The 19062-nt window shown below is 62.6% G+C and carries 20 protein-coding genes; 19 read left to right on the plus strand and 1 reads right to left on the minus strand.

The genetic code is table 11. The features are described from left to right. From prmA to VX159_RS00200, 10 genes are all read left to right on the plus strand, one after another. The gene (prmA, locus tag VX159_RS00155) at nt 1-891 is read left to right on the plus strand and encodes a 50S ribosomal protein L11 methyltransferase (RefSeq protein ID WP_371323978.1); all 891 of its coding nucleotides are present in this window, start codon (nt 1-3) and stop codon (nt 889-891) included. Beyond that, nucleotides 867-2126 (plus strand): DUF3426 domain-containing protein, encoded by a 1260-nt coding sequence (locus tag VX159_RS00160; RefSeq protein WP_371323979.1) that lies wholly within the window; start codon nt 867-869, stop codon nt 2124-2126. The genes prmA and VX159_RS00160 overlap by 25 nt, the downstream gene beginning before the upstream one ends. Before the next feature lie 16 nt (nt 2127-2142). Beyond that, nucleotides 2143-3075, plus strand: a complete 933-nt coding sequence (locus tag VX159_RS00165; RefSeq protein WP_371323980.1) for a carbohydrate kinase family protein — start codon at nt 2143-2145, stop codon at nt 3073-3075. 9 nt (nt 3076-3084) lie between these two features. Further along, nucleotides 3085-3537 (plus strand): glycine zipper 2TM domain-containing protein, encoded by a 453-nt coding sequence (locus VX159_RS00170; RefSeq protein WP_371323981.1) that lies wholly within the window; start codon nt 3085-3087, stop codon nt 3535-3537. Between the two features lie 78 nt (nt 3538-3615). Next, nucleotides 3616-4368: a GNAT family N-acetyltransferase gene (locus VX159_RS00175; protein ID WP_371323982.1), complete on the plus strand. Its 753-nt coding sequence runs from the start codon at nt 3616-3618 to the stop codon at nt 4366-4368. A gap of 66 nt (nt 4369-4434) precedes the next feature. Then, nucleotides 4435-5166, plus strand: a complete 732-nt coding sequence (locus VX159_RS00180; protein ID WP_371323983.1) for a lysophospholipid acyltransferase family protein — start codon at nt 4435-4437, stop codon at nt 5164-5166. Nucleotides 5167-5253: 87 nt separating this feature from the next. Continuing rightward, complete coding sequence (locus VX159_RS00185; RefSeq protein WP_371323984.1) at nt 5254-6402, plus strand: ABC transporter substrate-binding protein; 1149 nt, start codon at nt 5254-5256, stop codon at nt 6400-6402. A gap of 109 nt (nt 6403-6511) precedes the next feature. Continuing rightward, a complete protein-coding gene (locus tag VX159_RS00190) occupies nt 6512-7552 on the plus strand; it encodes a branched-chain amino acid ABC transporter permease (RefSeq protein ID WP_371323985.1) in 1041 nt (346 codons plus the stop codon). Further along, nucleotides 7549-9324 (plus strand): ATP-binding cassette domain-containing protein, encoded by a 1776-nt coding sequence (locus VX159_RS00195; RefSeq protein ID WP_371323986.1) that lies wholly within the window; start codon nt 7549-7551, stop codon nt 9322-9324. The genes VX159_RS00190 and VX159_RS00195 overlap by 4 nt, the downstream gene beginning before the upstream one ends. Continuing rightward, nucleotides 9321-10085, plus strand: a complete 765-nt coding sequence (locus tag VX159_RS00200; RefSeq protein ID WP_371323987.1) for an ABC transporter ATP-binding protein — start codon at nt 9321-9323, stop codon at nt 10083-10085. The genes VX159_RS00195 and VX159_RS00200 overlap by 4 nt, the downstream gene beginning before the upstream one ends. 243 nt (nt 10086-10328) lie before the next feature. Here the strand turns inward: VX159_RS00200 and VX159_RS00205 are convergent, their stop codons facing one another. Next, nucleotides 10329-12023 carry a tetratricopeptide repeat protein gene (locus VX159_RS00205; RefSeq protein ID WP_371323988.1) on the minus strand — a complete coding sequence of 565 codons (1695 nt, stop codon included), beginning with the start codon at nt 12021-12023 and terminating at the stop codon, nt 10329-10331. A 166-nt stretch (nt 12024-12189) separates the two neighbouring features. Between VX159_RS00205 and mnmG the strand changes: the two genes are divergently transcribed. The 9 genes from mnmG (at nt 12190) to VX159_RS00250 (ending at nt 19055) form a co-directional block, all read left to right on the plus strand. After that, the gene (gene mnmG / locus VX159_RS00210) at nt 12190-14100 is read left to right on the plus strand and encodes a tRNA uridine-5-carboxymethylaminomethyl(34) synthesis enzyme MnmG (RefSeq protein WP_371323989.1); all 1911 of its coding nucleotides are present in this window, start codon (nt 12190-12192) and stop codon (nt 14098-14100) included. Beyond that, entirely contained in the window at nt 14097-14714 is a 618-nt protein-coding gene (gene rsmG, locus VX159_RS00215; protein WP_371323990.1) for a 16S rRNA (guanine(527)-N(7))-methyltransferase RsmG, read from the plus strand. The genes mnmG and rsmG overlap by 4 nt, the downstream gene beginning before the upstream one ends. Beyond that, a complete protein-coding gene (locus VX159_RS00220) occupies nt 14711-15472 on the plus strand; it encodes a ParA family protein (RefSeq protein ID WP_371323991.1) in 762 nt (253 codons plus the stop codon). Before rsmG ends, VX159_RS00220 begins: the two co-directional genes overlap by 4 nt. Beyond that, nucleotides 15469-16320 carry a ParB/RepB/Spo0J family partition protein gene (locus VX159_RS00225; protein WP_371323992.1) on the plus strand — a complete coding sequence of 284 codons (852 nt, stop codon included), beginning with the start codon at nt 15469-15471 and terminating at the stop codon, nt 16318-16320. The genes VX159_RS00220 and VX159_RS00225 overlap by 4 nt, the downstream gene beginning before the upstream one ends. A 158-nt stretch (nt 16321-16478) precedes the next feature. Then, on the plus strand, nt 16479-16820 hold the full coding sequence (locus VX159_RS00230; RefSeq protein WP_371323993.1) for an ATP synthase subunit I: 342 nt from the start codon (nt 16479-16481) through the stop codon (nt 16818-16820). 2 nt (nt 16821-16822) lie between these two features. After that, a complete protein-coding gene (gene atpB, locus VX159_RS00235; RefSeq protein WP_371323994.1) occupies nt 16823-17689 on the plus strand; it encodes a F0F1 ATP synthase subunit A in 867 nt (288 codons plus the stop codon). A 67-nt stretch (nt 17690-17756) separates the two neighbouring features. After that, complete coding sequence (gene atpE, locus VX159_RS00240; protein WP_027457100.1) at nt 17757-18005, plus strand: F0F1 ATP synthase subunit C; 249 nt, start codon at nt 17757-17759, stop codon at nt 18003-18005. Nucleotides 18006-18045: 40 nt separating this feature from the next. Continuing rightward, entirely contained in the window at nt 18046-18516 is a 471-nt protein-coding gene (locus VX159_RS00245) for a F0F1 ATP synthase subunit B (RefSeq protein WP_371323995.1), read from the plus strand. A 5-nt stretch (nt 18517-18521) separates the two neighbouring features. Continuing rightward, nucleotides 18522-19055, plus strand: coding sequence for a F0F1 ATP synthase subunit delta (locus tag VX159_RS00250; protein ID WP_371323996.1), 534 nt, complete (start codon nt 18522-18524; stop codon nt 19053-19055). Nucleotides 19056-19062 lie beyond the last annotated feature (7 nt).

Consider the following 19062-nt stretch of genomic DNA (forward strand, 5'->3'; position numbering starts at 1 on the left):
ATGGCCTGGCAAAACGTCACCCTGCTTTCCGACGCCGAGCACGCCGACCCGTTGTGCGATGCGCTGATGGAGGCCGGCGCACTGTCGGCCTCGATCGAGGATGCCGATGCCGGCACGCCGGACGAACAGCCGCAGTTCGGTGAACCGGGTTCGGTGACGACGCCCGGCTGGCAGCGTTCACGAATCGTCGCGCTGTTCGAGCCGGACGCCGATGTGGCAGCGATCGTCGGCGAAGCAGCTGCCAACATCGGGTTGGCAGCGGTCCCAGAATGGCGGAGCGAGCCCTTGGAAGAACAGAACTGGGTGCAATTGACGCAATCCCAGTTTGACCCGATCCGGGTTTCCGGGCGTTTGTGGATCGTGCCCTCGTGGCATGAATCGCCCGATCCGGCGGCGATCAACCTGATTCTCGATCCGGGCATGGCCTTTGGCACCGGTTCGCACCCGACCACCCGTCTCTGCCTTGAGTGGTTGGAGCGCGAGGTGCAGCCGGGCGACAGCCTGCTCGATTATGGCTGCGGCTCAGGGATTCTCGCGATTGCCGGAGCCCGTCTCGGTGCCGCCCGCGTCGCCGGGGTCGATATTGACCCGCAGGCGGTCCAGGCTGCCCGCGACAACGCCGAGCGTAATGGGGTTACGGCACTGTTTGCCGACTCGGCAGAACCGGTCGCCGGGGAGTATGATCTCGTCGTGGCCAATATTCTCTCCAACCCGCTCCGTGTCCTGGCCCCCGCCATCTGTGCGCATGTGCGCTCGGGCGGGCGTCTGGCGCTGTCCGGAATTCTCCGCGAGCAGGCCGAGGAAATCATTGGCATCTACGCCAGCTGGCTGCCGCTGGCAATTGCCGACGTGCGCGAGGATTGGGTATGTCTGGCAGGTCGCAAGCCCTGATGCGGACCCGCTGTCCGGTGTGTGGCACGATTTTTCGTGTCACCTCCGAGCAGCTGCGCCTGAAGGCCGGCAAGGTTCGTTGCGGACATTGCCAGGCGCTGTTCAACGCCTTCGATTCGTTGATGCCGGATGAAACGCCGGCGCCAGTGCCTGCGACCCTGCCGGAAATCAACGATGAACTGGTCCTGCGTTCGCAAGCTGCGACGCTGATCGGGCGGGCCGTGCCCGATGAACTGCTGCCGGTACCGAGTGTCGAGGCCATTGCCGACGCCTGGCACGCCGCCGGGCTGGCTTCGCTGGCGCCGGAGAACGAAGCGCCGCCGGAATTGCATGCTGACCCGGAGGAGGTGCAGGCAGAATGCTCGGAGCAGGCCGCAACCGCTGCAGCCAGTGCTGCGGTTGGGGGGGGCGAGGCGTTGTCACGGTCAACCGCCGCGCAGGACGATTTTCCGGAGGCGTCCCGCTTGCCCGAGGCGCTGCCAGCAGATGTGAGCGATCCGCTGCGCCTTGAGCCGCAGTTGCTGTCAGCCCCGGAAGCCGCCGAAGCATCGCTGGAGCCGACCTTCGAACCTGCGCTGGCATCCGATATGCCGGCTGCGGCGACACTGGAAACGCCGGCCGAGATGTCGGGTGAGACGCCGGAACAAAGCACTCAAGCGGCGCGCGATGCCGGCTTGGTCGCCGCGCGCGAACTAAGCGATACGCCAGCCTTCAACCGCTGGGCTGCCGGTACGCTGGCGAATGATGGCTATGGCGGTTTCGCGCCGGAGTCCGCGCGTCCGCAATGGCCTTTTGTGGTCATGGGGCTGGTTTTGCTGCTGCTGTTGCTGGCTCAGGCGGGGCATCATTTCCGTAGCGAAATTGCCCGTAAATGGCCGGAAACGGAAGCGATCTATACGGCTCTGGGCGTGGTCGTCCCCTTGCCGCGCAATGCTGACCTGGTCGCGATTGAAACCTCTGACCTGCAGTCGGATGCCCAGCGCGGATTGTTCGTACTGCAGGCCACGCTGAAAAACCGCGCCGCCTTCCGCCAGGCCTGGCCGTCGCTGGAACTGACACTGACCGATACCCTCGACGGGGTGGTTACCCGGCGGGTTCTGGCGCCGGTCGAATATCTGCCGCCCGGGACTGCAGCCGAGTTTTTTGCCGCCGACAGCGAAATCGGCATCCGCCTGTGGCTGGAGTCGAGCGGCGCGGCTGCGGCTGGCTACCGGCTCTATCTTTTCTATCCCTGATTTTCGAGATTCCTTCATGCGCACGCTGATCTGCGGCTCGCTCGCCTTCGACAACATCATGGTCTTTCCGGACCGTTTCAAGAACCACATCCTGCCGGAACAGATCCACATCCTGAACGTTGCCTTCCTGGTCCCGGAAATGCGCCGCGAATTTGGCGGCTGTGCCGGCAACATCGCTTACAACTTGATGCTGCTCGGTGGTGATGCGCAGATCATGGCCACTGTCGGTGACGATGCCGCACCTTATCTTGCCCGCCTCGACCAGCTCGGTCTGTCGCGTCAGCACGTCCGCCAGGTACCGGGCAGCTTTACCGCGCAGGCCTTCATCACCACCGACCTCGACGACAACCAGATCACCGCCTTTCATCCTGGTGCGATGAGCTTCTCGCACCTCAACAAGGTAGCCGAGGCCGGTGCGCAACTGGGGATCGTCGCGCCTGACGGTCGCGACGGCATGCTGCAGCACGCCCGCGATTTCGCTGCCGCCGGGGTGTCTTTCATCTTCGATCCGGGCCAGGGCCTGCCGATGTTCAGCGGCGACGACTTGCTCGATTTCATCGGCTTGGCCGACTACGCCTGCTTCAACGACTACGAAGCCCGGCTCGCCTGCGACCGCACCGGTCGCAGCCTCGAACAGCTGGCCGGCGAACTGAAAGCGCTGATCGTTACCCGGGGTGGCGAGGGGTCAGAAATCTACGCCGACGGTCAACGCTACGTGATTCCGTGCGTTGAAGCAGATCAGGTGATCGACCCCACCGGCTGCGGTGATGCTTACCGCGCCGGCCTGCTCTACGGCATTGCTCACGGTTATGACTGGGAAAAGACCGGACGGCTGGCGGCGGTGATGGGCGCGATCAAGATCGCGCATCGCGGCGGCCAGAATCATCAGCCGTCCCGCGAAGAAATCGCAGCTCGTTATCAACGCGCCTTTGGCGCCCTGCCCTGGTAAGAAGCGCATATGAAAACTGCCCTGATCCTGCTGTCGACCGTAGCATTGCTGGCCGGCTGCGCCAGCAGCAAGTCCGGTGATGTCTATACCCGCGACCAGGCTCGTTACGAGCATACGGTGCGGGTTGGCTCGGTCGAAGCGGTGCGCGAGGTGCAACTCGAAGGCACCAAGACCCCGGTTGGCGGCCTGGCCGGCGCGGCAATTGGCGGGATTGCCGGCAGTACTGTCGGTGGCGGCAAAGGTTCGGCGATTGCTGCGGTGGTTGGCGCAGTCGCCGGCGGCTTGCTTGGCGGCAATATCGAGGAAAGCGCGACGCGCAAACCGGCGCTGGAAATCACCGTCAAGCTCGACAACGGCCAGCTGGTGTCGATCGTGCAGGAGGGCCACGCCGCTGAATTCCGCCCCGGTGACCGGGTGCGCGTGCTGTCCGGACGTGGCGAGTCGCGCGTCAGCCGTTATTGAAATTTTTCCGTAAAACGCCGGCAATCGGCGTGTAACCTGCGGCCGCCAGACTCTCCTTGCACATCCAAGGAGAGTCAAATGGAACAGAAACAGGCCGGAGTTGAGCGCCGGCGTAGCCCCCGGCCGGCACTGAGCGTCGGCTTTGCCCGCACGGCGGGCGATATTCTCGAAGCGCAGCGTTTGCGCCACCGTATTTTTGCCGGCGAAATGGGGGCTCGTCTGCCCAGCCGTACGCCCGGCGTCGATCACGACATTTACGATCCCTATTGCGAACACCTGGTCGTGCGCGATGCGCAAAGCGGCGAAATCGTCGGCACCTATCGCATCCTGCCGCCAGAAAACGCCCGCCAGATCGGCTATTACTCGGAAAACGAATTCGATCTGACCCGCCTGCATCACCTGCGTCCGCGCCTGGTCGAGATCGGCCGCTCCTGCGTTCATCCCGACTACCGGACCGGGGCGACGATCACCCTGCTCTGGTCGGGCCTGGCGCAGTACATGCTCGAAGGTGGCTACGACTATCTGATGGGTTGTGCGTCGATCAGCATGGCCGATGGCGGACATGCGGCGGCCAGCCTGTATACTCGCCTCGCCGAGGAACATCTCGGGCCGGCCGAATACCGCGTCTTTCCGCGCTGCCCGCTGCCGTTGGCCGCCTTGCGGCGCGATCAGGCAGCCGAAATCCCGCCGCTGATCAAGGGTTACCTGCGGGCTGGGGCGTGGATTTGCGGCGAGCCGGCTTGGGATCCCGATTTCAATACCGCCGATCTGCCGATCCTGATGCCGATGTCGCGGATTTCAGACCGTTACGCGAAACACTACCTGGGATAAATTCTGGATAACTCGACCTCTTCCTGGCAGCGGGCCTGGCGCCTGCTGTGTCTGGGGCTCCTGCTCTTGGCTGGGGCCCTTGCTGCTTTATTGCTCTTCCCGTGCTGTGCCGAGCGCCGGCGTCTGGCGCTCAAGGCGCGCTGGTCGAAAGCACTGCTGGCGGCGCTCGGGGTCGAGATTGATGCCGACCTGGAGCACGCCGCCGCCGGGGTGATGCTGGTCGCCAACCATATCTCGTGGATCGACATTTTCGTGCTCAACGCCGTGCTCCCTGCCGCCTTTGTCGCCAAGGAAGAGGTTCGGCGCTGGCCGTTGATCGGCTGGCTGGCGGCGAAGAACGACACCGTCTTCCTGCGCCGGGGCAGCCGTGGCCACGCGAAAATTATCAATGGCGAAATTGCCGCAATCCTCGCCGCCGGCAAGCTGGTTGCGGTTTTTCCCGAAGGTACGACCACCGACGGTACTCATCTGCTGCATTTTCACGCCGCCTTGCTGCAGCCGGCGCTGAGTGCCGGACGCCCGATTTTGCCGGTGGCTCTTTCCTACTGGGAGCCGACAGGTGAGCGCAGCCTGGCGCCGCGGTACGATGGCGAGATTTCGCTGGGACAATGCACGCAGGCGATTCTGGCGCGACGCCGGATCATCGCTCGTTTGCGGACCACTCCCCTGCTCGGGCAGCAAGGCGAAGACCGGCGGGCAGTCGCGCTGGCCGCGCGTCGGGCCATCCTGGCGGCCTGTTCCTTGCCGGTCGAACCTGAGTCGCAGCAGGATGCAGCTGCGGGCCCAATTGCAGCCTAAGGGTTTACCCGTAGACGCGGTACCCGGCCGAGCATTGATGCGCGTGCTAGACTCGCGCCCCTGAACAACGTTTTTATCGGGGGTCCAATGCGTAGCAAGCTGTCCTTGGCGGTTCTCGCCGCCCTTTCCACGCTTTCTTCGGCCGTGCTGGCCGAGATCAATGTCGGGGTTTCCGTTTCGGCAACCGGTCCGGCGGCCTCGCTGGGGATTCCCGAGAAAAACACGATTGCCCTGCTGCCCACCACCATTGGCGGCCAGAAGGTTAATTACATCGTTCTCGACGACGCCACCGATCCGACGGCCGCGACCAAGAACATCAAGAAGCTGATTACCGAGAACAAGGTCGATGTGGTGATCGGTTCGACCACCACGCCGAATTCGCTGGCGATGATGGATGTTGCGGTCGACAACGAAACGCCGCTGATTTCGATGGCCGGTTCGGCAATCGTTGTCGAACCGATGGATGCCAAGCGCCAGTGGGTGTTCAAGACCGCCCAGAACGATGCGCACATGGCGACCGCGATCGTCCAGCACATGACCGACAAGAACGTCCAGAGCGTTGCCTTCATCGGCTTTGCCGATGCTTACGGTGAAGGCTGGTTCAAGGAATTTGCCAAGATCGCCGAAGCCCGCAAGCTGAAGATCGTCGCCAGCGAGCGTTATCAACGTAACGATACTTCGGTGACCGGCCAGATCCTCAAGATCATTGCCGCCAAGCCGGATGCCGTGCTGGTTGGCGGTGCCGGTACGCCGGCTGTGCTGCCGCAGAAGGCGCTCAAGGAAAAAGGTTACAAGGGTCTGATCTACCAGACCCACGGTGTGGCCAACAACGATTTCCTGCGCGTTGGCGGCAAGGATGTCGAAGGTGCTTTCCTGCCGGTCGGTCCGATGGTCGTTGCTGCGCAATTGCCGGCTGACAACCCGGTCAAGAAGTCGGCGCTCGAATACGTCACCAAGTACGAAGCTGCCAACGGCAAAGGCAGCGTTTCCTCCTTCGGCGGCCACGCCTGGGATGCCGGCGTACTGCTCGGCGCGGCGATTCCGCAGGCGCTCAAGAAGGCCAAGCCGGGTACTGTCGAGTTCCGCCGTGCCCTGCGTGAGGCGCTCGAAGGGGTCAAGAACGTACCCGGAGCACACGGTATCTTCAATCTGTCGGCCAGCGATCATCAGGGCTTCGATCAGCGCGCCCGAGTGATGGTGACGATTGAAAACAATGCCTGGAAGTTGCTGAAGTAAGTCCGGCCGGGAGGATTCCCGGCTGCCGCCTCGCCCGGTCGGGTTTTGTATCGACCGGGCGCTTTGTTTTTTCCCTCCGTTTTCCGGGAGCCCGGCTCCCCTGCTCCGCATGGATCTGCAGATACTTCTCCTGCTCGGCCAGGACGGCATCACCAACGGTGCCATCTATGCCTTGCTCGCCTTGGCGCTGGTACTGGTCTTTGCCGTCACCCGCATCATTTTCATCCCCCAGGGCGAATTCGTCGCCTACGGTGCGCTGACCTTGGCCAGCCTGCAAGCCGGCAAGGTCCCGGGCACAGTCTGGTTGCTGCTGGCGCTCGGCCTGGTGGTGATCGTCCTCGATGGCATCCAGATGTTGCGCGAAGGGCGTTACGGCAGGCTGCCGTCGTTGCTGATTTTCAACCTTGGCTGGCCACTGCTCTGCGCTGCCGTGCTCTTTGCCTTGCCGCCGGGTGATCTGCCGCTGGCGGTGCAGGTGCTGCTTTCCCTGCTGCTGGTGGTGCCGCTCGGACCGATGGTCTATCGCGTCGCTTACCAGCCGCTGGCCGGCGCTTCGGTGCTGGTGTTGCTGATCGTTTCGGTGGCCGTGCATGTGGCGATGATCGGGCTCGGGCTGTTGTTCTTCGGCGCCGAAGGCTCGCGCACGCCGGCGTTCACCGAGGTCAGTTTCGAACTCGCCGGGGCGCCGCTGCAGGGCCAGACCCTGCTGGTGGTGGCGGCTTCGGCAGCGCTGATCGTCGGCCTCTATTTCTTCTTCGAGCGCACCCTGTATGGCAAGGCGTTGCGCGCTACTGCGATGAACCGTACCGGTGCCCGCCTGATGGGCATTGCGCCGGCTCTGGCCGGCAAGCTCTGCTTCACGCTGGCGGCGGCGATTGGCGTCTTCTCCGGCATCCTGATCGCGCCGATCACCACCATCTACTACGACTCGGGCTTCCTGATCGGTCTCAAGGGCTTTGTCGGTGCGATCATCGGCGGCCTCGCCTCGTATCCGGTGGCGGCGCTCGGCGCCGTGCTGGTCGGCCTGCTTGAATCGTATTCGTCGTTCTGGGCCAGCGCCTACAAGGAGGTGATCGTGTTCACCATGATCATCCCGGTGCTGCTGTGGCGGTCGCTGACTACCCGCCACGTCGAGGAGGAAGAAGAATGACGCGCCACCTGCCCCTGATCGTTTTTGTTGCGCTGTTGGGCGCCGGGCCGCTGCTGTTGCCCGAATTTACCGTCACTTTGCTCAACTATATCGGCCTCTATGCCATCGTCGCGGTCGGTCTGGTGCTGCTGACCGGCGTCGGCGGCCTGACTTCCTTCGGCCAGGCCGCCTTTGTCGGCCTCGGCGCTTACACCACGGCCTGGCTGACCACCGTGCACGGCGTGTCGCCGTGGCTGACGCTGTTGATCGGCATCGCGCTGACGGCGGCGGTGGCTTTGTGCCTGGGGTTCATTACCCTGCGCATGGGCGGCCACTATTTGCCGCTGGGGACGATTGCCTGGGGGATCAGCCTCTACTTCCTGTTCGGCAACGTCGAGTTTCTCGGCGGCCATACCGGGATCACCGGGATTCCGACGGTATCGCTGTTCGGCTGGGAATTGAAGTCCGGGCGCGAGTTTTATTACCTGATCTGGCTGGTCGTGCTGCTGGCGATGTTGAGCGTGCGCAATCTGCTTGATTCGCGGGTCGGCCGTTCGATCCGCGCGCTCAAGGGCGGCGCGGTGATGGCCGAGGCGATGGGGGTGAATACGCCGCAGGCCAAGATCGTGATCTTCCTGATCGCGGCAGTGCTGGCGGCGATCTCGGGTTGGCTCTACGCGCACCTCCAGCGTTTCGTCAATCCGACGCCGTTCTCGATCAATCAGGGCATCGAATACCTGTTCATGGCGGTGATCGGCGGTGTCGGTCACGTCTGGGGCGCGGTGCTCGGCGCTGGGCTGATCACCGTACTCAAGCAGTGGCTGCAGGATTTCCTGCCGCAGTTGCTGGGCCAGAGCGGTAATTTCGAGATCATCGTCTTCGGCATCGCGATGGTGCTGATCCTGCAGCGCGCCCGCGACGGTCTGTGGCCGGTGATCCTGCGCTGGCTGCCGCTGCGCAGTGCTGGCGGGCCGCGTCAGCTGCTTGCCGCCGAGCCGTTACCGCGCCGCGAAAGGCCGGCGCCGGGTAGCGTTCTGCTCGATGCCAGCGAAGTGACCAAGCGTTTTGGCGGACTGGTTGCCAACAACCGCATGTCGCTGTCGGTCAAGGCTGGCGAGGTGATGGCGCTGATCGGCCCGAACGGCGCCGGCAAGAGCACGATGTTCAACTGCGTTTCTGCGGTCAACCCGGCGACCGAGGGCAAAATTGCCTTCCTGGGCGAGTCGACCGTGAATCTGGTGTCGCGCGACATTGCCAGTCGAGGCATGAGCCGGACCTTCCAGCACGTCAAACTGCTCGGCCAGATGAGCGTGCTCGAAAACGTTGCCATCGGCGCCCATCTGCGTGGCCGGCAAGGGACGCTGGCTGCCGCGCTGCGTCTGGATCGCGGCGAAGAGGCCCGCTTGCTCGCCGAAGCGGCGCAGCAGATCGAACGGGTCGGGCTCAAGGAGCAGATGTTCGAAGCCGCCGGCAGCCTCGCGTTGGGCCAGCAGCGGATCGTCGAAATCGCCCGTGCGCTGGCCTCCGATCCCTGCCTGCTGCTGCTCGACGAGCCGGCCGCCGGCCTCCGTTACATGGAGAAGCAGGCGCTCGCCGACCTGCTGCGCAAGCTGCGCAGCGAAGGCATGGGCATCCTGCTGGTCGAGCACGACATGGAATTCGTCATGGGCCTGGCTGACCGCATCGTGGTCATGGAATTCGGCGAGAAGATCGCCGAAGGCACGCCGGCTGAAATCCAGAGCAATCCGCGCGTTCTTGAAGCCTATCTGGGCGGGGTGGAGTCCGCAGCATGAGTCACGTCATTCCTTCGCATCTGCACGATCACGAAGTCATCCTCGATGTCCGCGATCTGCGTGTCGCCTACGGCAAGGTCGAGGCGCTGCACGGCGTTAGCCTGAGCATCCGCCGCGGCGAGATCGCGACCGTGATCGGCCCCAACGGCGCCGGCAAGACCACGCTCCTGTCGGCCTTGATGGGCCTGCTGCCAGCCAGCGGCGAAATCGTCTATATGGGCCATGCCCAGGGCCGCGAGCGCGAGGTCGAGGCGCTGGTGCGCCAGGGTATGACCCTGGTCCCGGAAAAGCGCGAGCTGTTCGCCGAAATGAGCGTCGAGGACAACCTGCTGCTCGGCGCCTTCGACCGCTATCGCACTGGCCACCGCGACCATCTGGAAACCCTCGACGAGGTTTTCGAGTGGTTCCCGCGTCTGGAAGAGCGACGCGGCCAGCTGGCCGGCACCTTGTCCGGCGGTGAGCGGCAGATGCTGGCGATGGGCCGCGCGCTGATGGCCAAGCCGAAGCTGCTGATGCTCGACGAACCCAGCCTGGGGCTGGCACCGCTGATCATCAAGGAAATCTTCCGCATCATCGGCGAACTGAAAAAAACCGGGGTTGCGATTCTGTTGGTCGAGCAGAACGCGCGCGCTGCGCTGCAGATCGCCGACGTTGGCTACGTGTTGGAAACCGGCGAGGTCACGCTCTCCGGCCCGAGCAGCGAACTGGCCGCCGACCCGCGCGTGGTTGAGGCTTACCTCGGGTTCGGCAAAAAGCACTGAGCGCGCCCCGGCGGGAGGTTTGCCGTGCGCGGCAAGCCGGCCGGTCGGCGCTGCGGGGGCCGCGCACACCGATGGTTCCGTGCTGGTGTGGAGCCCGGCCAACAGGGCCTAGACCGGCTGGTGGGGCGCCGCTGGTGAGCGGTCGGCAACGATCCTCAGCTGGCTCGCCGGAGGCTCGCTGTCCCTGCCTTTGGCAAGGAAAAATCCCGCTTTTTCACGGTCGACCGTGTTTTTCGCCGATTTTCAGGCTTGCCGGACATCGACGCCGTGCTTGCGCGCAGCAGCGCTGCGCAGCAGCCGTGCGGCATTGATCTTGGGGCTTTCCGGGTCTTTCATTTCGGCGCGTTGCAAGTAGTCGTCGGCGCGTGCCGCCAACTCGCTGTTCCAGCCTTCCTGGTCGAGCAGCGAGTAAATCGCCTTGGCGGCGTTGAGCAGGAACTGCAGGTTGGGGGCTTCGTCGGCGGCCTGCATCAGCAGTTCGACCGCGCCGCGCAGGTTGCCGCTGCGGGCGGCGATGATGCCGCGGTTGTTGAGCACGACCATTTCCTTGTCTACCTGAGCGAGCAGGTCGCGGCCGCTGTCGCGATGGCCGGTTTGTTCGAAAACGCGGCGAATTTGCGCCATCAGGTGGCTGTCTTCGTTGTTTTCACTGGCAACTCGGCGCATTACCTGCTCTGCTGTCGCATCCTGTCCGGTGGCGTAGCAGGCTCGGGCGAGATCGACCGCCAGGCGCTGTGACTGCGGCCGGGCGGTCAGCACGTGCTGGCTTTCCTTGTCCAGCGTGGTTTGTAAGGCGAGTGCCTGCTCGACCAGCGGTGCGGCCCGCTCGCTGCGGCCTTCGGCGTGCAGGCACAGGCTTTCGCCGATCAGCACCGCCATTTCTGCCTGCTTGTCATTGCGCCATTCGCGCTGCAGATTGCCGAGCACGCGGCGGGCCGATTCGACGTCGCCGCGCTCGATCAACACCCGCGACAGGTTGGTGAAATCGTCGATGCTGCGCAGGGTTGAGCCCCGGCTGCGCTCAAGCACCGTGCCATAGGCTTTTTCCGCCGCCAGCAGGTCGCCGTTGCGGCTGGCCAGATCGCCGACCTGGCGTTGGCGGCGGGTGTTGTAGGGCGAGCGGTCGGCGGCCACCTGCAGGATTTGCTGGGCGGTCTCCAGGCGGCCGAGTTCGCTCAGCGTGGTTGCGAGAAAATCGTTCACCGCAAGGAAGTCAGGGGCATCGCGCAGCAGTTCGCTGGCCAGCGCCGTTGCATTGTCGGCCTGACCCTGATCGCGCAGCGCGCGGGCCAGGCCCATCTTGGCCCAGGGCTGTTCGCGAGCGGCCAGAACATTGCGGAAGACGCGCTCGGCCTCTTCGGCGCGGCCGATCTGCAGCAGCAGTTCGCCCTTGTAGCGCAGCGCATCGTAAAGAAAATCGCTGTCCTGCTCGGCCAGTTGGTCGCAGGCGTCGATGGCGGCTTCCGGATTGTTGCGTTCCAGTTGCTGCAGGATGTGGCGCAGCTGGTGCTTGCGATAGGCGGCGCGAACCAGGCGCCCGTGCAGGTCGTCCGGGGTGAAGGGGCGCAGCAGGTAGTCGTCGGGCGACAGTTCAGCCAGAGCGACGACGTTGCTGTAGCCGCGTTCGCTGGTAACCACGATGTACACCGTCGAGCGCGGAATCAGATGGGTCAGGCGCATTTCTTCCAGCAGCTGCTGGGCATCGCGTCCGTCTTCGAGGTAGTAGTCGGAGAGGATCAGATCGAAGCGGTGGCTGCGCACCTGGCGCAGCACTTCGGCGGCAGTGCCGACGCCATGGACCGAGATGATGCCGAGTTCGGCGAGCATCAGGCGCAGCGACTCGCGGGCAGCTGGGTGACGGTCTACGATCAGTACGCGCTTTTTGTGCAGCGATTTTTGCAGCGCTGCCAGCATCTTGTCATTATCGGGGTGAGGCATGCGTCATGAACCGAACGGAAAGCAGTGGCCCAAGGTACTTGAGTTCCCGTTTGAGGTAAAGGCAGCTGCGTAAAAACTTCGATTTTTCAGCGCCCTGTCGTAAAATCCGGCACCTTGTGCTGCACTGCGGCAGACCCCGGAATGCCTGAAAGAGAACCTCCGTCCCATGCTTTATCCCACCCGTTTTGATGTCATTGTGATTGGTGGCGGCCACGCCGGTACCGAGGCCGCGCTGGCGGCCGCGCGGATGGGGGCGCAGACGCTGTTGTTGACCCACAATCTCGACACCCTCGGGGCGATGAGTTGCAACCCGTCGATCGGCGGCATCGGCAAGGGCCACCTGGTGCGAGAAGTCGATGCCCTGGGCGGGGCGATGGCGGCGGCGACTGACGAAGCCGGCATCCAGTTCCGCATTCTCAACGCCTCGAAAGGCCCGGCGGTGCGCGCTACCCGCGCCCAAGCCGATCGTGTGCTGTACAAGCAGGCGATCCGTACGCGGCTGGAAAATCAGCCCAATCTGACCATCTTCGCGCAGGCCTGCGACGACCTGATCGTCGAAGGCGAGCGCGTGGTCGGTGCGGTGACGCAACTGGGCATCCGTTTCATGGCCGAGGCGGTGGTACTGACCGCTGGTACCTTCCTCAACGGCAAGATCCACGTCGGGCTGGAAAACTACACCGGTGGGCGCATGGGCGATCCGCCGTCGGTCTCACTGGCGGCCCGTCTGAAGGAATTGAACCTGCCGCAAGGGCGCCTGAAGACCGGCACGCCGCCGCGCCTCGATGGCAAGACCATCGATTTCTCGGTGATGGAAGAGCAGCATTCGGACGATCCGCTGCCGGTGTTTTCCTTCCTCGGCAACGCCGCGCAGCATCCGAAGCAACTGCCGTGCTGGATTACCGAAACCAACGAGAAAACGCACGACATCATCCGCAGTGGCCTCGACCGCTCACCGATGTACACCGGGGTCATCGAGGGCGTCGGCCCGCGTTACTGCCCGTCGATTGAAGACAAGATTCATCGTTTTGCCGACAAGGACAAGCACAACGTCTTCCTCGAACCGGAAGGCCTGACCACGCACGAAATCTACCCCAACGGCGTGTCGACCAGCCTGCCCTTCGACATCCAGCTGGCGCTGGTGCGCTCGATCCGTGGCATGGAAAACGTGCACATTCTGCGCCCCGGTTACGCCATCGAATACGATTTCTATGACCCGCGCGGCCTCAAGGACACGCTGGAAAGCAAGGCGATCAACGGCCTCTTCTTCGCCGGCCAGATTAACGGCACCACCGGCTACGAGGAAGCGGCGGCGCAGGGCCTGCTCGCCGGCCTGAATGCGGTGCGCTACGTACGCAGCGAGGCCGGCTGGTGCCCGAAGCGCAACGAGGCTTACCTCGGCGTGCTGGTCGATGACCTGATCACGCGCGGTGTTTCTGATCCCTACCGGATGTTCACCAGCCGCGCTGAGTACCGCCTGAGCTTGCGCGAGGACAATGCCGACCTGCGCCTGACCGAAGTCGGGCGTGAACTGGGCTTGGTCGATGACCTGCGGTGGGCGGCCTTCTGTCGCAAACGTGATGCGATTGCCGCCGAACAGGAACGTTTGAAAACCACCTGGATCAATCCCAAGATCGTCGTGGCCGAGGAGTGCGAACGGGTGCTGGGCAAGGGGATCGAGCACGAATACAACCTGTTCGAGTTGCTGCGCCGGCCTGAAGTTGGCTACCGCGAGCTGGTGACGATCAAGATTCACGGTCAACCCGAAGAATTGCCGGAAATCGACGATGCGGTGGTCGAGCAGCTGGAGATTTCAGCCAAGTATCAGGGCTACATCGACCGTCAGGCCGACGAGGTGGCGCGTGCGGCGACACTGGAAAACACCGTGCTGCCGGCCGATCTTGATTACTCGACCGTCGCCGGCCTGTCCAACGAGGTCAAGCAGAAGCTGACGCTGCACCGGCCGCAGACCATCGGCCAGGCGTCGCGCATTCAAGGGGTGACGCCGGCGGCGATTTCGCTGCTGCTGATCCATCTCAAGCGCCATGGTGCAACTTCCGGGGCAAAGGCCGGCGCATGAGTGAACTGACCCTTTCTTCCGGCCTCGCTGAACTGGGGCTGGCGCTGTCTCCGGCAACGCAGGCGCAGCTGCTGGCCTTCCGCGACCTGCTGCTGAAGTGGAACAAGACTTACAACCTGACCGCCTTGCGTGATCCGCAACAAGCGCTGTCGCATCACCTGCTTGATTCGCTGGCGATCCTCCCCCATATCGGTTCCGAGCCGTTGCTCGATGTTGGTTCCGGCGGCGGTCTGCCCGGCATTCCGCTGGCGATTGCCCGGCCCGAACTGGCGGTGCGGATGGTTGATACCGTGCAGAAAAAAGCGACTTTCCTGCAGCAGGCGGCGATCCAGCTCGGCTTGAAGAATGTCACGGTCAACCATGCCCGGGTCGAGGAATTGCCCGGGCAATATGCGCAGATCAGTTCGCGCGCTTTTGCCGAACTGAGCCTCTTTGTTGCGCTGACCCGCCATCTGCTGGCGCCGGGTGGGCGCTGGCTGGCGATGAAGGGGGTGCGCCCGGATGCCGAAATCGCGGCCCTGCCGGCGGATATTGTCGTCGAGCGGATCATTCCGCTGCACGTTCCCGGCCTTGATGCCGAAAGACACCTGATCATCCTGAAGGCGGGCACATGAAAGTACTGGCGATCACCAATCAAAAAGGCGGTGTCGGCAAGACCACCACCGCCGTCAACCTGGCGGCCTCGCTCGGCGCTGAAGGCAAGCGAGTGCTGCTGATCGACATGGATCCGCAGGGTAATGCGACGACCGGCGCCGGAATCACCAAGAAGGAGGCGTTGCCGACGGTTTACCAGCTGTTGATCGGTGCCGCGACGCTGGAAGAGGTGTGCTGGCAGACTCCGTTCGCTTTCGACGTGCTGCCGGCCAACCGCGAGCTGGCCGGTGCCGAGGTCGAGCTGGTTGAGCTCGAACAGCGTGAATTCCGGCTCAAGAATGCGCTGCATGCCAATCGCGAACACTACGATTTCGTGCTGATCGACTGCCCGCCGGCACTCAACATGCTCACGGTCAACGCGCTGGTTGCGGCCGATTCGGTGCTGATCCCGATGCAGTGCGAGTACTACGCGCTGGAAGGGCTGTCCGATCTGGTCGAAACCCTGCGCAAGGTCCGGCATCACCTCAACCCCCGTCTTGAGGTCGAGGGGTTGTTGCGGACCATGTTCAATCCGCAGAGCACGCTGACCCAGCAGGTTTCAAGCGAGCTGGAGAGCCACTTCGGCAACAAGGTGTACAAGACCATCGTGCCGCGCAATGTGCGGCTGGCCGAGGCGCCCTCTTATGGCAAGCCGGTACTGGCTTTCGACAAGGGCTCCAAGGGCGCGCAGGCCTACAGCGCGCTGGCCAGGGAAATTCTCGAAAGGCTGGGCCAATGATCAAGATGAAGGGTTTGGGGCGCGGACTGGATGCGCTGTTGGCGGGCGGTGATCGCAGCGGCGGCGACGAGCAGCGCAGTCTGCCGGTGGAGCGTCTGCGGCCGGGCAAGTATCAGCCACGGACGCAGATGGACGAAACCTCGCTGGCCGAATTGGCGGCATCGATCAAGGCACAGGGCATCGTGCAGCCGATCCTGGTCCGGGTGATTGAGCCGACGCCGGGTGCCGAGCGCTACGAGATTGTGGCGGGCGAGCGGCGCTGGCGGGCGTCGCAGATTGCTGGCCTGAGCGAAGTGCCGGTGCTGATTCGCGACATTCCGGACGAGCAGGCGCTGGCGATGGCGTTGATCGAGAACATCCAGCGTGAAAATCTCAATCCGCTGGAAGAGGCGCTCGGCTTGCAGCGCCTGATCGATGAATTTGGTCTGACCCACCAGGAGGCGGCCGATGCGGTCGGCCGTTCACGCCCGGCGGCGTCCAACCTGCTGCGGCTGCTGCAATTGAGCGCGCCGGTGCAGGAGCTGGTGATGGCCGGCAAGCTGGACATGGGTCATGCCCGGGCGCTGTTGCCACTCAATGCCGGGCAGCAGGTTGCCGTGGCGCAGCGGGCGGTGCAAAAGGCGCTGTCGGTACGGGAAGTCGAACGACTGGTCCAGCAAATCCTGACGCCGCCGCAAAAACCTGCGGCCAAGCCGGTTGACCGTGACATTCTGCGCTTGCAGGAAGAATTGTCGGATTCGTTTGGTGCTGCAGTTGAAATCCGCAGCAATAAAAAAGGTGCAGGCAAGATCACCATTGAATTTGGTAGCCTGGACCAACTCGACGGAATCCTGACGCGAATGCGCTAAATTGGTGCAGTGCGGAGTTTCTTTTCCGGTGCGCTTGTGTTAACGGGTTTTCCATTTTTTGGCATTGCGGAAAACCCGTAACTTACATTGACTTAAGGCGCTCAGGTCTTATATAATTTAAGGCTGTGACACAACAGGCTTGACGGTTGCAAGGCACCATGTTTAAAGCAATTTATCTGCAATTTGGTGCGGCGCTTCTGGCGGCAATCGGAGCCTGGGTGATCGTTGGGGAGCGAGGGCTGATTTCGGTGGGGGTCGCAGCAGTCGCTGCAATAGTGCCGAATCTGCTGTTTGCCGTGCGGCTGGCGATGGTCAGCAAGCGTCCGGGAGCCTCGTATGTGGCGAATTTTTTCGCCGGTGAGTTCCTCAAGATCGCGGTCACGATAGGATTACTGGCAATCGCCATCAAGGGGTATCCCGAGATGCACTGGCCCAGTCTGATGATTGGGTTGGCGATTGTTCTGCATGCAGGTTTTATAGCGTTTTGGAAGAAATCCTGACTATGTCTACAGCAGGCCACGAAGCAGCAGCGAACGCGCCGACCGCCGGCGAATACATCGTTCACCACCTTACCCACTTCAATAGCACGGGTCATGCCCAGAAGGACATCATCGACTTCAGCGTTATCAACGTCGATACCCTGTTCTTCTCCATTCTGATGGGTGTGCTGGGTCTTTTTGTCATGTGGCGCGTTGCCAAAAGCGTGACCTCCGGTGTCCCCGGTCGCATGCAGGCTGCCGTCGAGATCGTCCTCGAGATGGTCAATGACCAGGCCAAGAGCATTGTTCATAGTGCCGAATCCCGCAAATTTGTCGGCCCCCTGGCGTTGACCGTGTTCATCTGGATTTTCCTGATGAATTCGATGGACTTCCTGCCGCTCGACGTCTTCCCGAATCTGTGGCAAGCCATTACCGGCGACCACCATGCCTATTTGCGCATCGTGCCGACCGCCGATCTGAACGGCACCCTGGGTATGTCCGTCGGCGTCCTGCTGGTCTGTCTTTACTACAACATCAAGATCAAGGGCTTCGGCGGCTGGATGCATGAGCTCTTCACCGCCCCGTTCGGTAGCCACCCGCTGCTCTACCCGGTCAACTTCGCGATGCAGATGATCGAGTTCTTGGCTAAGACCGTTTCTCACGGCATGCGGTTGTTCGGCAACATGTACGCAGGTGAACTGGTATTCATGCTGATTGCGCTGATGGGTGCTGCCTGGGCTGGTACCGCCACTGGGGTGTTCCTGTTTATCGGCCACGTCATCGCCGGGTCGATCTGGGCCATCTTCCACATCCTGATCGTCGCGCTGCAGGCCTTCATCTTCATGATGCTGACCCTGGTTTACGTTGGTCAGGCGCACGAAGCACACTAAGTACTTGCAGTAGTTTCGAAGTTTTCGTTTTACCTTTGTTTTTACCTTTACTTTTCAAGGAGTTGTCATGGAACACGTTCTCGGTTTTGTTGCTCTGGCTGCTGGCCTGATCATTGGTCTGGGCGCTATCGGTGCCTGTATCGGTATCGGCCTGATGGGTGGCAAGTACATCGAAGCATCTGCTCGCCAGCCCGAACTGATGAACGCCCTGCAGACCAAGATGTTCCTGCTGGCCGGTCTGATCGACGCCGCCTTCCTGATCGGTGTTGGTATCGCCATGATGTTCGCCTTCGCCAACCCGTTCAAGCTGGTTTAATTCTCCTCTGATCGATCAACCTTTTAAGAGGAATTAAACCGTGAATCTGAACGCAACGTTGTTTGCACAGCTCGTTGTGTTCTTCATTCTGGCGTGGTTCACGATGCAATTCGTGTGGCCCCCCATTGTGAAGGCGCTCGACGAGCGTGCGAAGAAGATCGCGGATGGACTGGCTGCTGCCGAACGTGGCAAGCAGGACCTCGAACTGGCTACCAAGCGTTCTACGGATGCTCTCCGTGAAGGCAAGGAAAAAGCCTCCGAGCTGATCGCCAACGCAGAAAAACGCGCTGCTCAACTGATCGAAGAAGCCAAGGCTGCGGCCAAGGCTGAAGCTGACCGCATCGTCGCCGGTGCCAAGGCCGAGATCGAACAGGAAGCCGTGCGTGCGAAGGAGCAGCTGCGTGAGCAGATGTCCGTTCTGGTTGTTTCCGGTGCAGAAAAAATTCTGCGTCGTGAAATCAATGCCCAGGCCCATGCCGATATTCTGGCTACGATCAAACAGGATCTGTAAAGCTTATGGCTGAATCCGTCACCATCGCTCGTCCCTACGCTGAAGCCGTGTTCCGCATGGCCAAGGAAGCGGGGACGCAGGGCCTCTGGTCCGAGCGCCTCGCGCGCTTGGGCGCCATCGCCCAGGACGGGGACATGGCTGCGGTCATGGGCAATCCCCGACTCTCCGTCGAGCAGGTTGCCGATTTGTTCATTTCGTTGTCCGGTGACAACGATGCCACTTTCGGCAACTTCATTCGTACCCTCGCAGAAAACCGGCGTCTCGCACTCCTGCCGGAGGTTTCCCGGCTTTTCGAACTGGCCAAGAGCCAGGAAGAAGGGGTCAGGGAGGCGGTGGTGTACTCCGCATTTCCCATCGACGACACCCAGGTGGCCGCCTTGTTGCAACAACTGGAAGGTCACTTCAATACCCGTCTGACCGGTCGTGTCGTGGTTGATCCCGAGCTGATCGGTGGTGTGCGCGTCGCCGTCGGTGACCAGGTGCTGGATGCTTCAGTCCGCGGCAAGCTTGATGCGATGGCCGTGGCGCTGAACAACTAGGAGAATT

It is taken from the genome of Dechloromonas sp. ZY10, from assembly GCF_041378895.1.
GTDB lineage: Bacteria > Pseudomonadota > Gammaproteobacteria > Burkholderiales > Rhodocyclaceae > Azonexus > Azonexus aquae.

Bases quoted from the DNA above. Each gene is read 5' to 3' on its own strand.
- atpE (WP_027457100.1), top strand. From the start codon at position 17,757: ATGGAACACGTTCTCGGTTTTGTTGCTCTGGCTGCTGGCCTGATCATT.
- VX159_RS00190 (WP_371323985.1), top strand. From the start codon at position 6,512: ATGGATCTGCAGATACTTCTCCTGCTCGGCCAGGACGGCATCACCAAC.
- VX159_RS00170 (WP_371323981.1), top strand. From the start codon at position 3,085: ATGAAAACTGCCCTGATCCTGCTGTCGACCGTAGCATTGCTGGCCGGC.
- VX159_RS00225 (WP_371323992.1), top strand. From the start codon at position 15,469: ATGATCAAGATGAAGGGTTTGGGGCGCGGACTGGATGCGCTGTTGGCG.
- VX159_RS00175 (WP_371323982.1), top strand. From the start codon at position 3,616: ATGGAACAGAAACAGGCCGGAGTTGAGCGCCGGCGTAGCCCCCGGCCG.
- VX159_RS00165 (WP_371323980.1), top strand. From the start codon at position 2,143: ATGCGCACGCTGATCTGCGGCTCGCTCGCCTTCGACAACATCATGGTC.
- rsmG (WP_371323990.1), top strand. From the start codon at position 14,097: ATGAGTGAACTGACCCTTTCTTCCGGCCTCGCTGAACTGGGGCTGGCG.
- VX159_RS00200 (WP_371323987.1), top strand. From the start codon at position 9,321: ATGAGTCACGTCATTCCTTCGCATCTGCACGATCACGAAGTCATCCTC.
- VX159_RS00230 (WP_371323993.1), top strand. From the start codon at position 16,479: ATGTTTAAAGCAATTTATCTGCAATTTGGTGCGGCGCTTCTGGCGGCA.
- prmA (WP_371323978.1), top strand. From the start codon at position 1: ATGGCCTGGCAAAACGTCACCCTGCTTTCCGACGCCGAGCACGCCGAC.
- VX159_RS00250 (WP_371323996.1), top strand. From the start codon at position 18,522: ATGGCTGAATCCGTCACCATCGCTCGTCCCTACGCTGAAGCCGTGTTC.
- VX159_RS00205 (WP_371323988.1), bottom strand. From the start codon at position 12,023: ATGCCTCACCCCGATAATGACAAGATGCTGGCAGCGCTGCAAAAATCG.
- VX159_RS00185 (WP_371323984.1), top strand. From the start codon at position 5,254: ATGCGTAGCAAGCTGTCCTTGGCGGTTCTCGCCGCCCTTTCCACGCTT.
- VX159_RS00195 (WP_371323986.1), top strand. From the start codon at position 7,549: ATGACGCGCCACCTGCCCCTGATCGTTTTTGTTGCGCTGTTGGGCGCC.
- atpB (WP_371323994.1), top strand. From the start codon at position 16,823: ATGTCTACAGCAGGCCACGAAGCAGCAGCGAACGCGCCGACCGCCGGC.
- VX159_RS00220 (WP_371323991.1), top strand. From the start codon at position 14,711: ATGAAAGTACTGGCGATCACCAATCAAAAAGGCGGTGTCGGCAAGACC.
- mnmG (WP_371323989.1), top strand. From the start codon at position 12,190: ATGCTTTATCCCACCCGTTTTGATGTCATTGTGATTGGTGGCGGCCAC.
- VX159_RS00160 (WP_371323979.1), top strand. From the start codon at position 867: ATGTCTGGCAGGTCGCAAGCCCTGATGCGGACCCGCTGTCCGGTGTGT.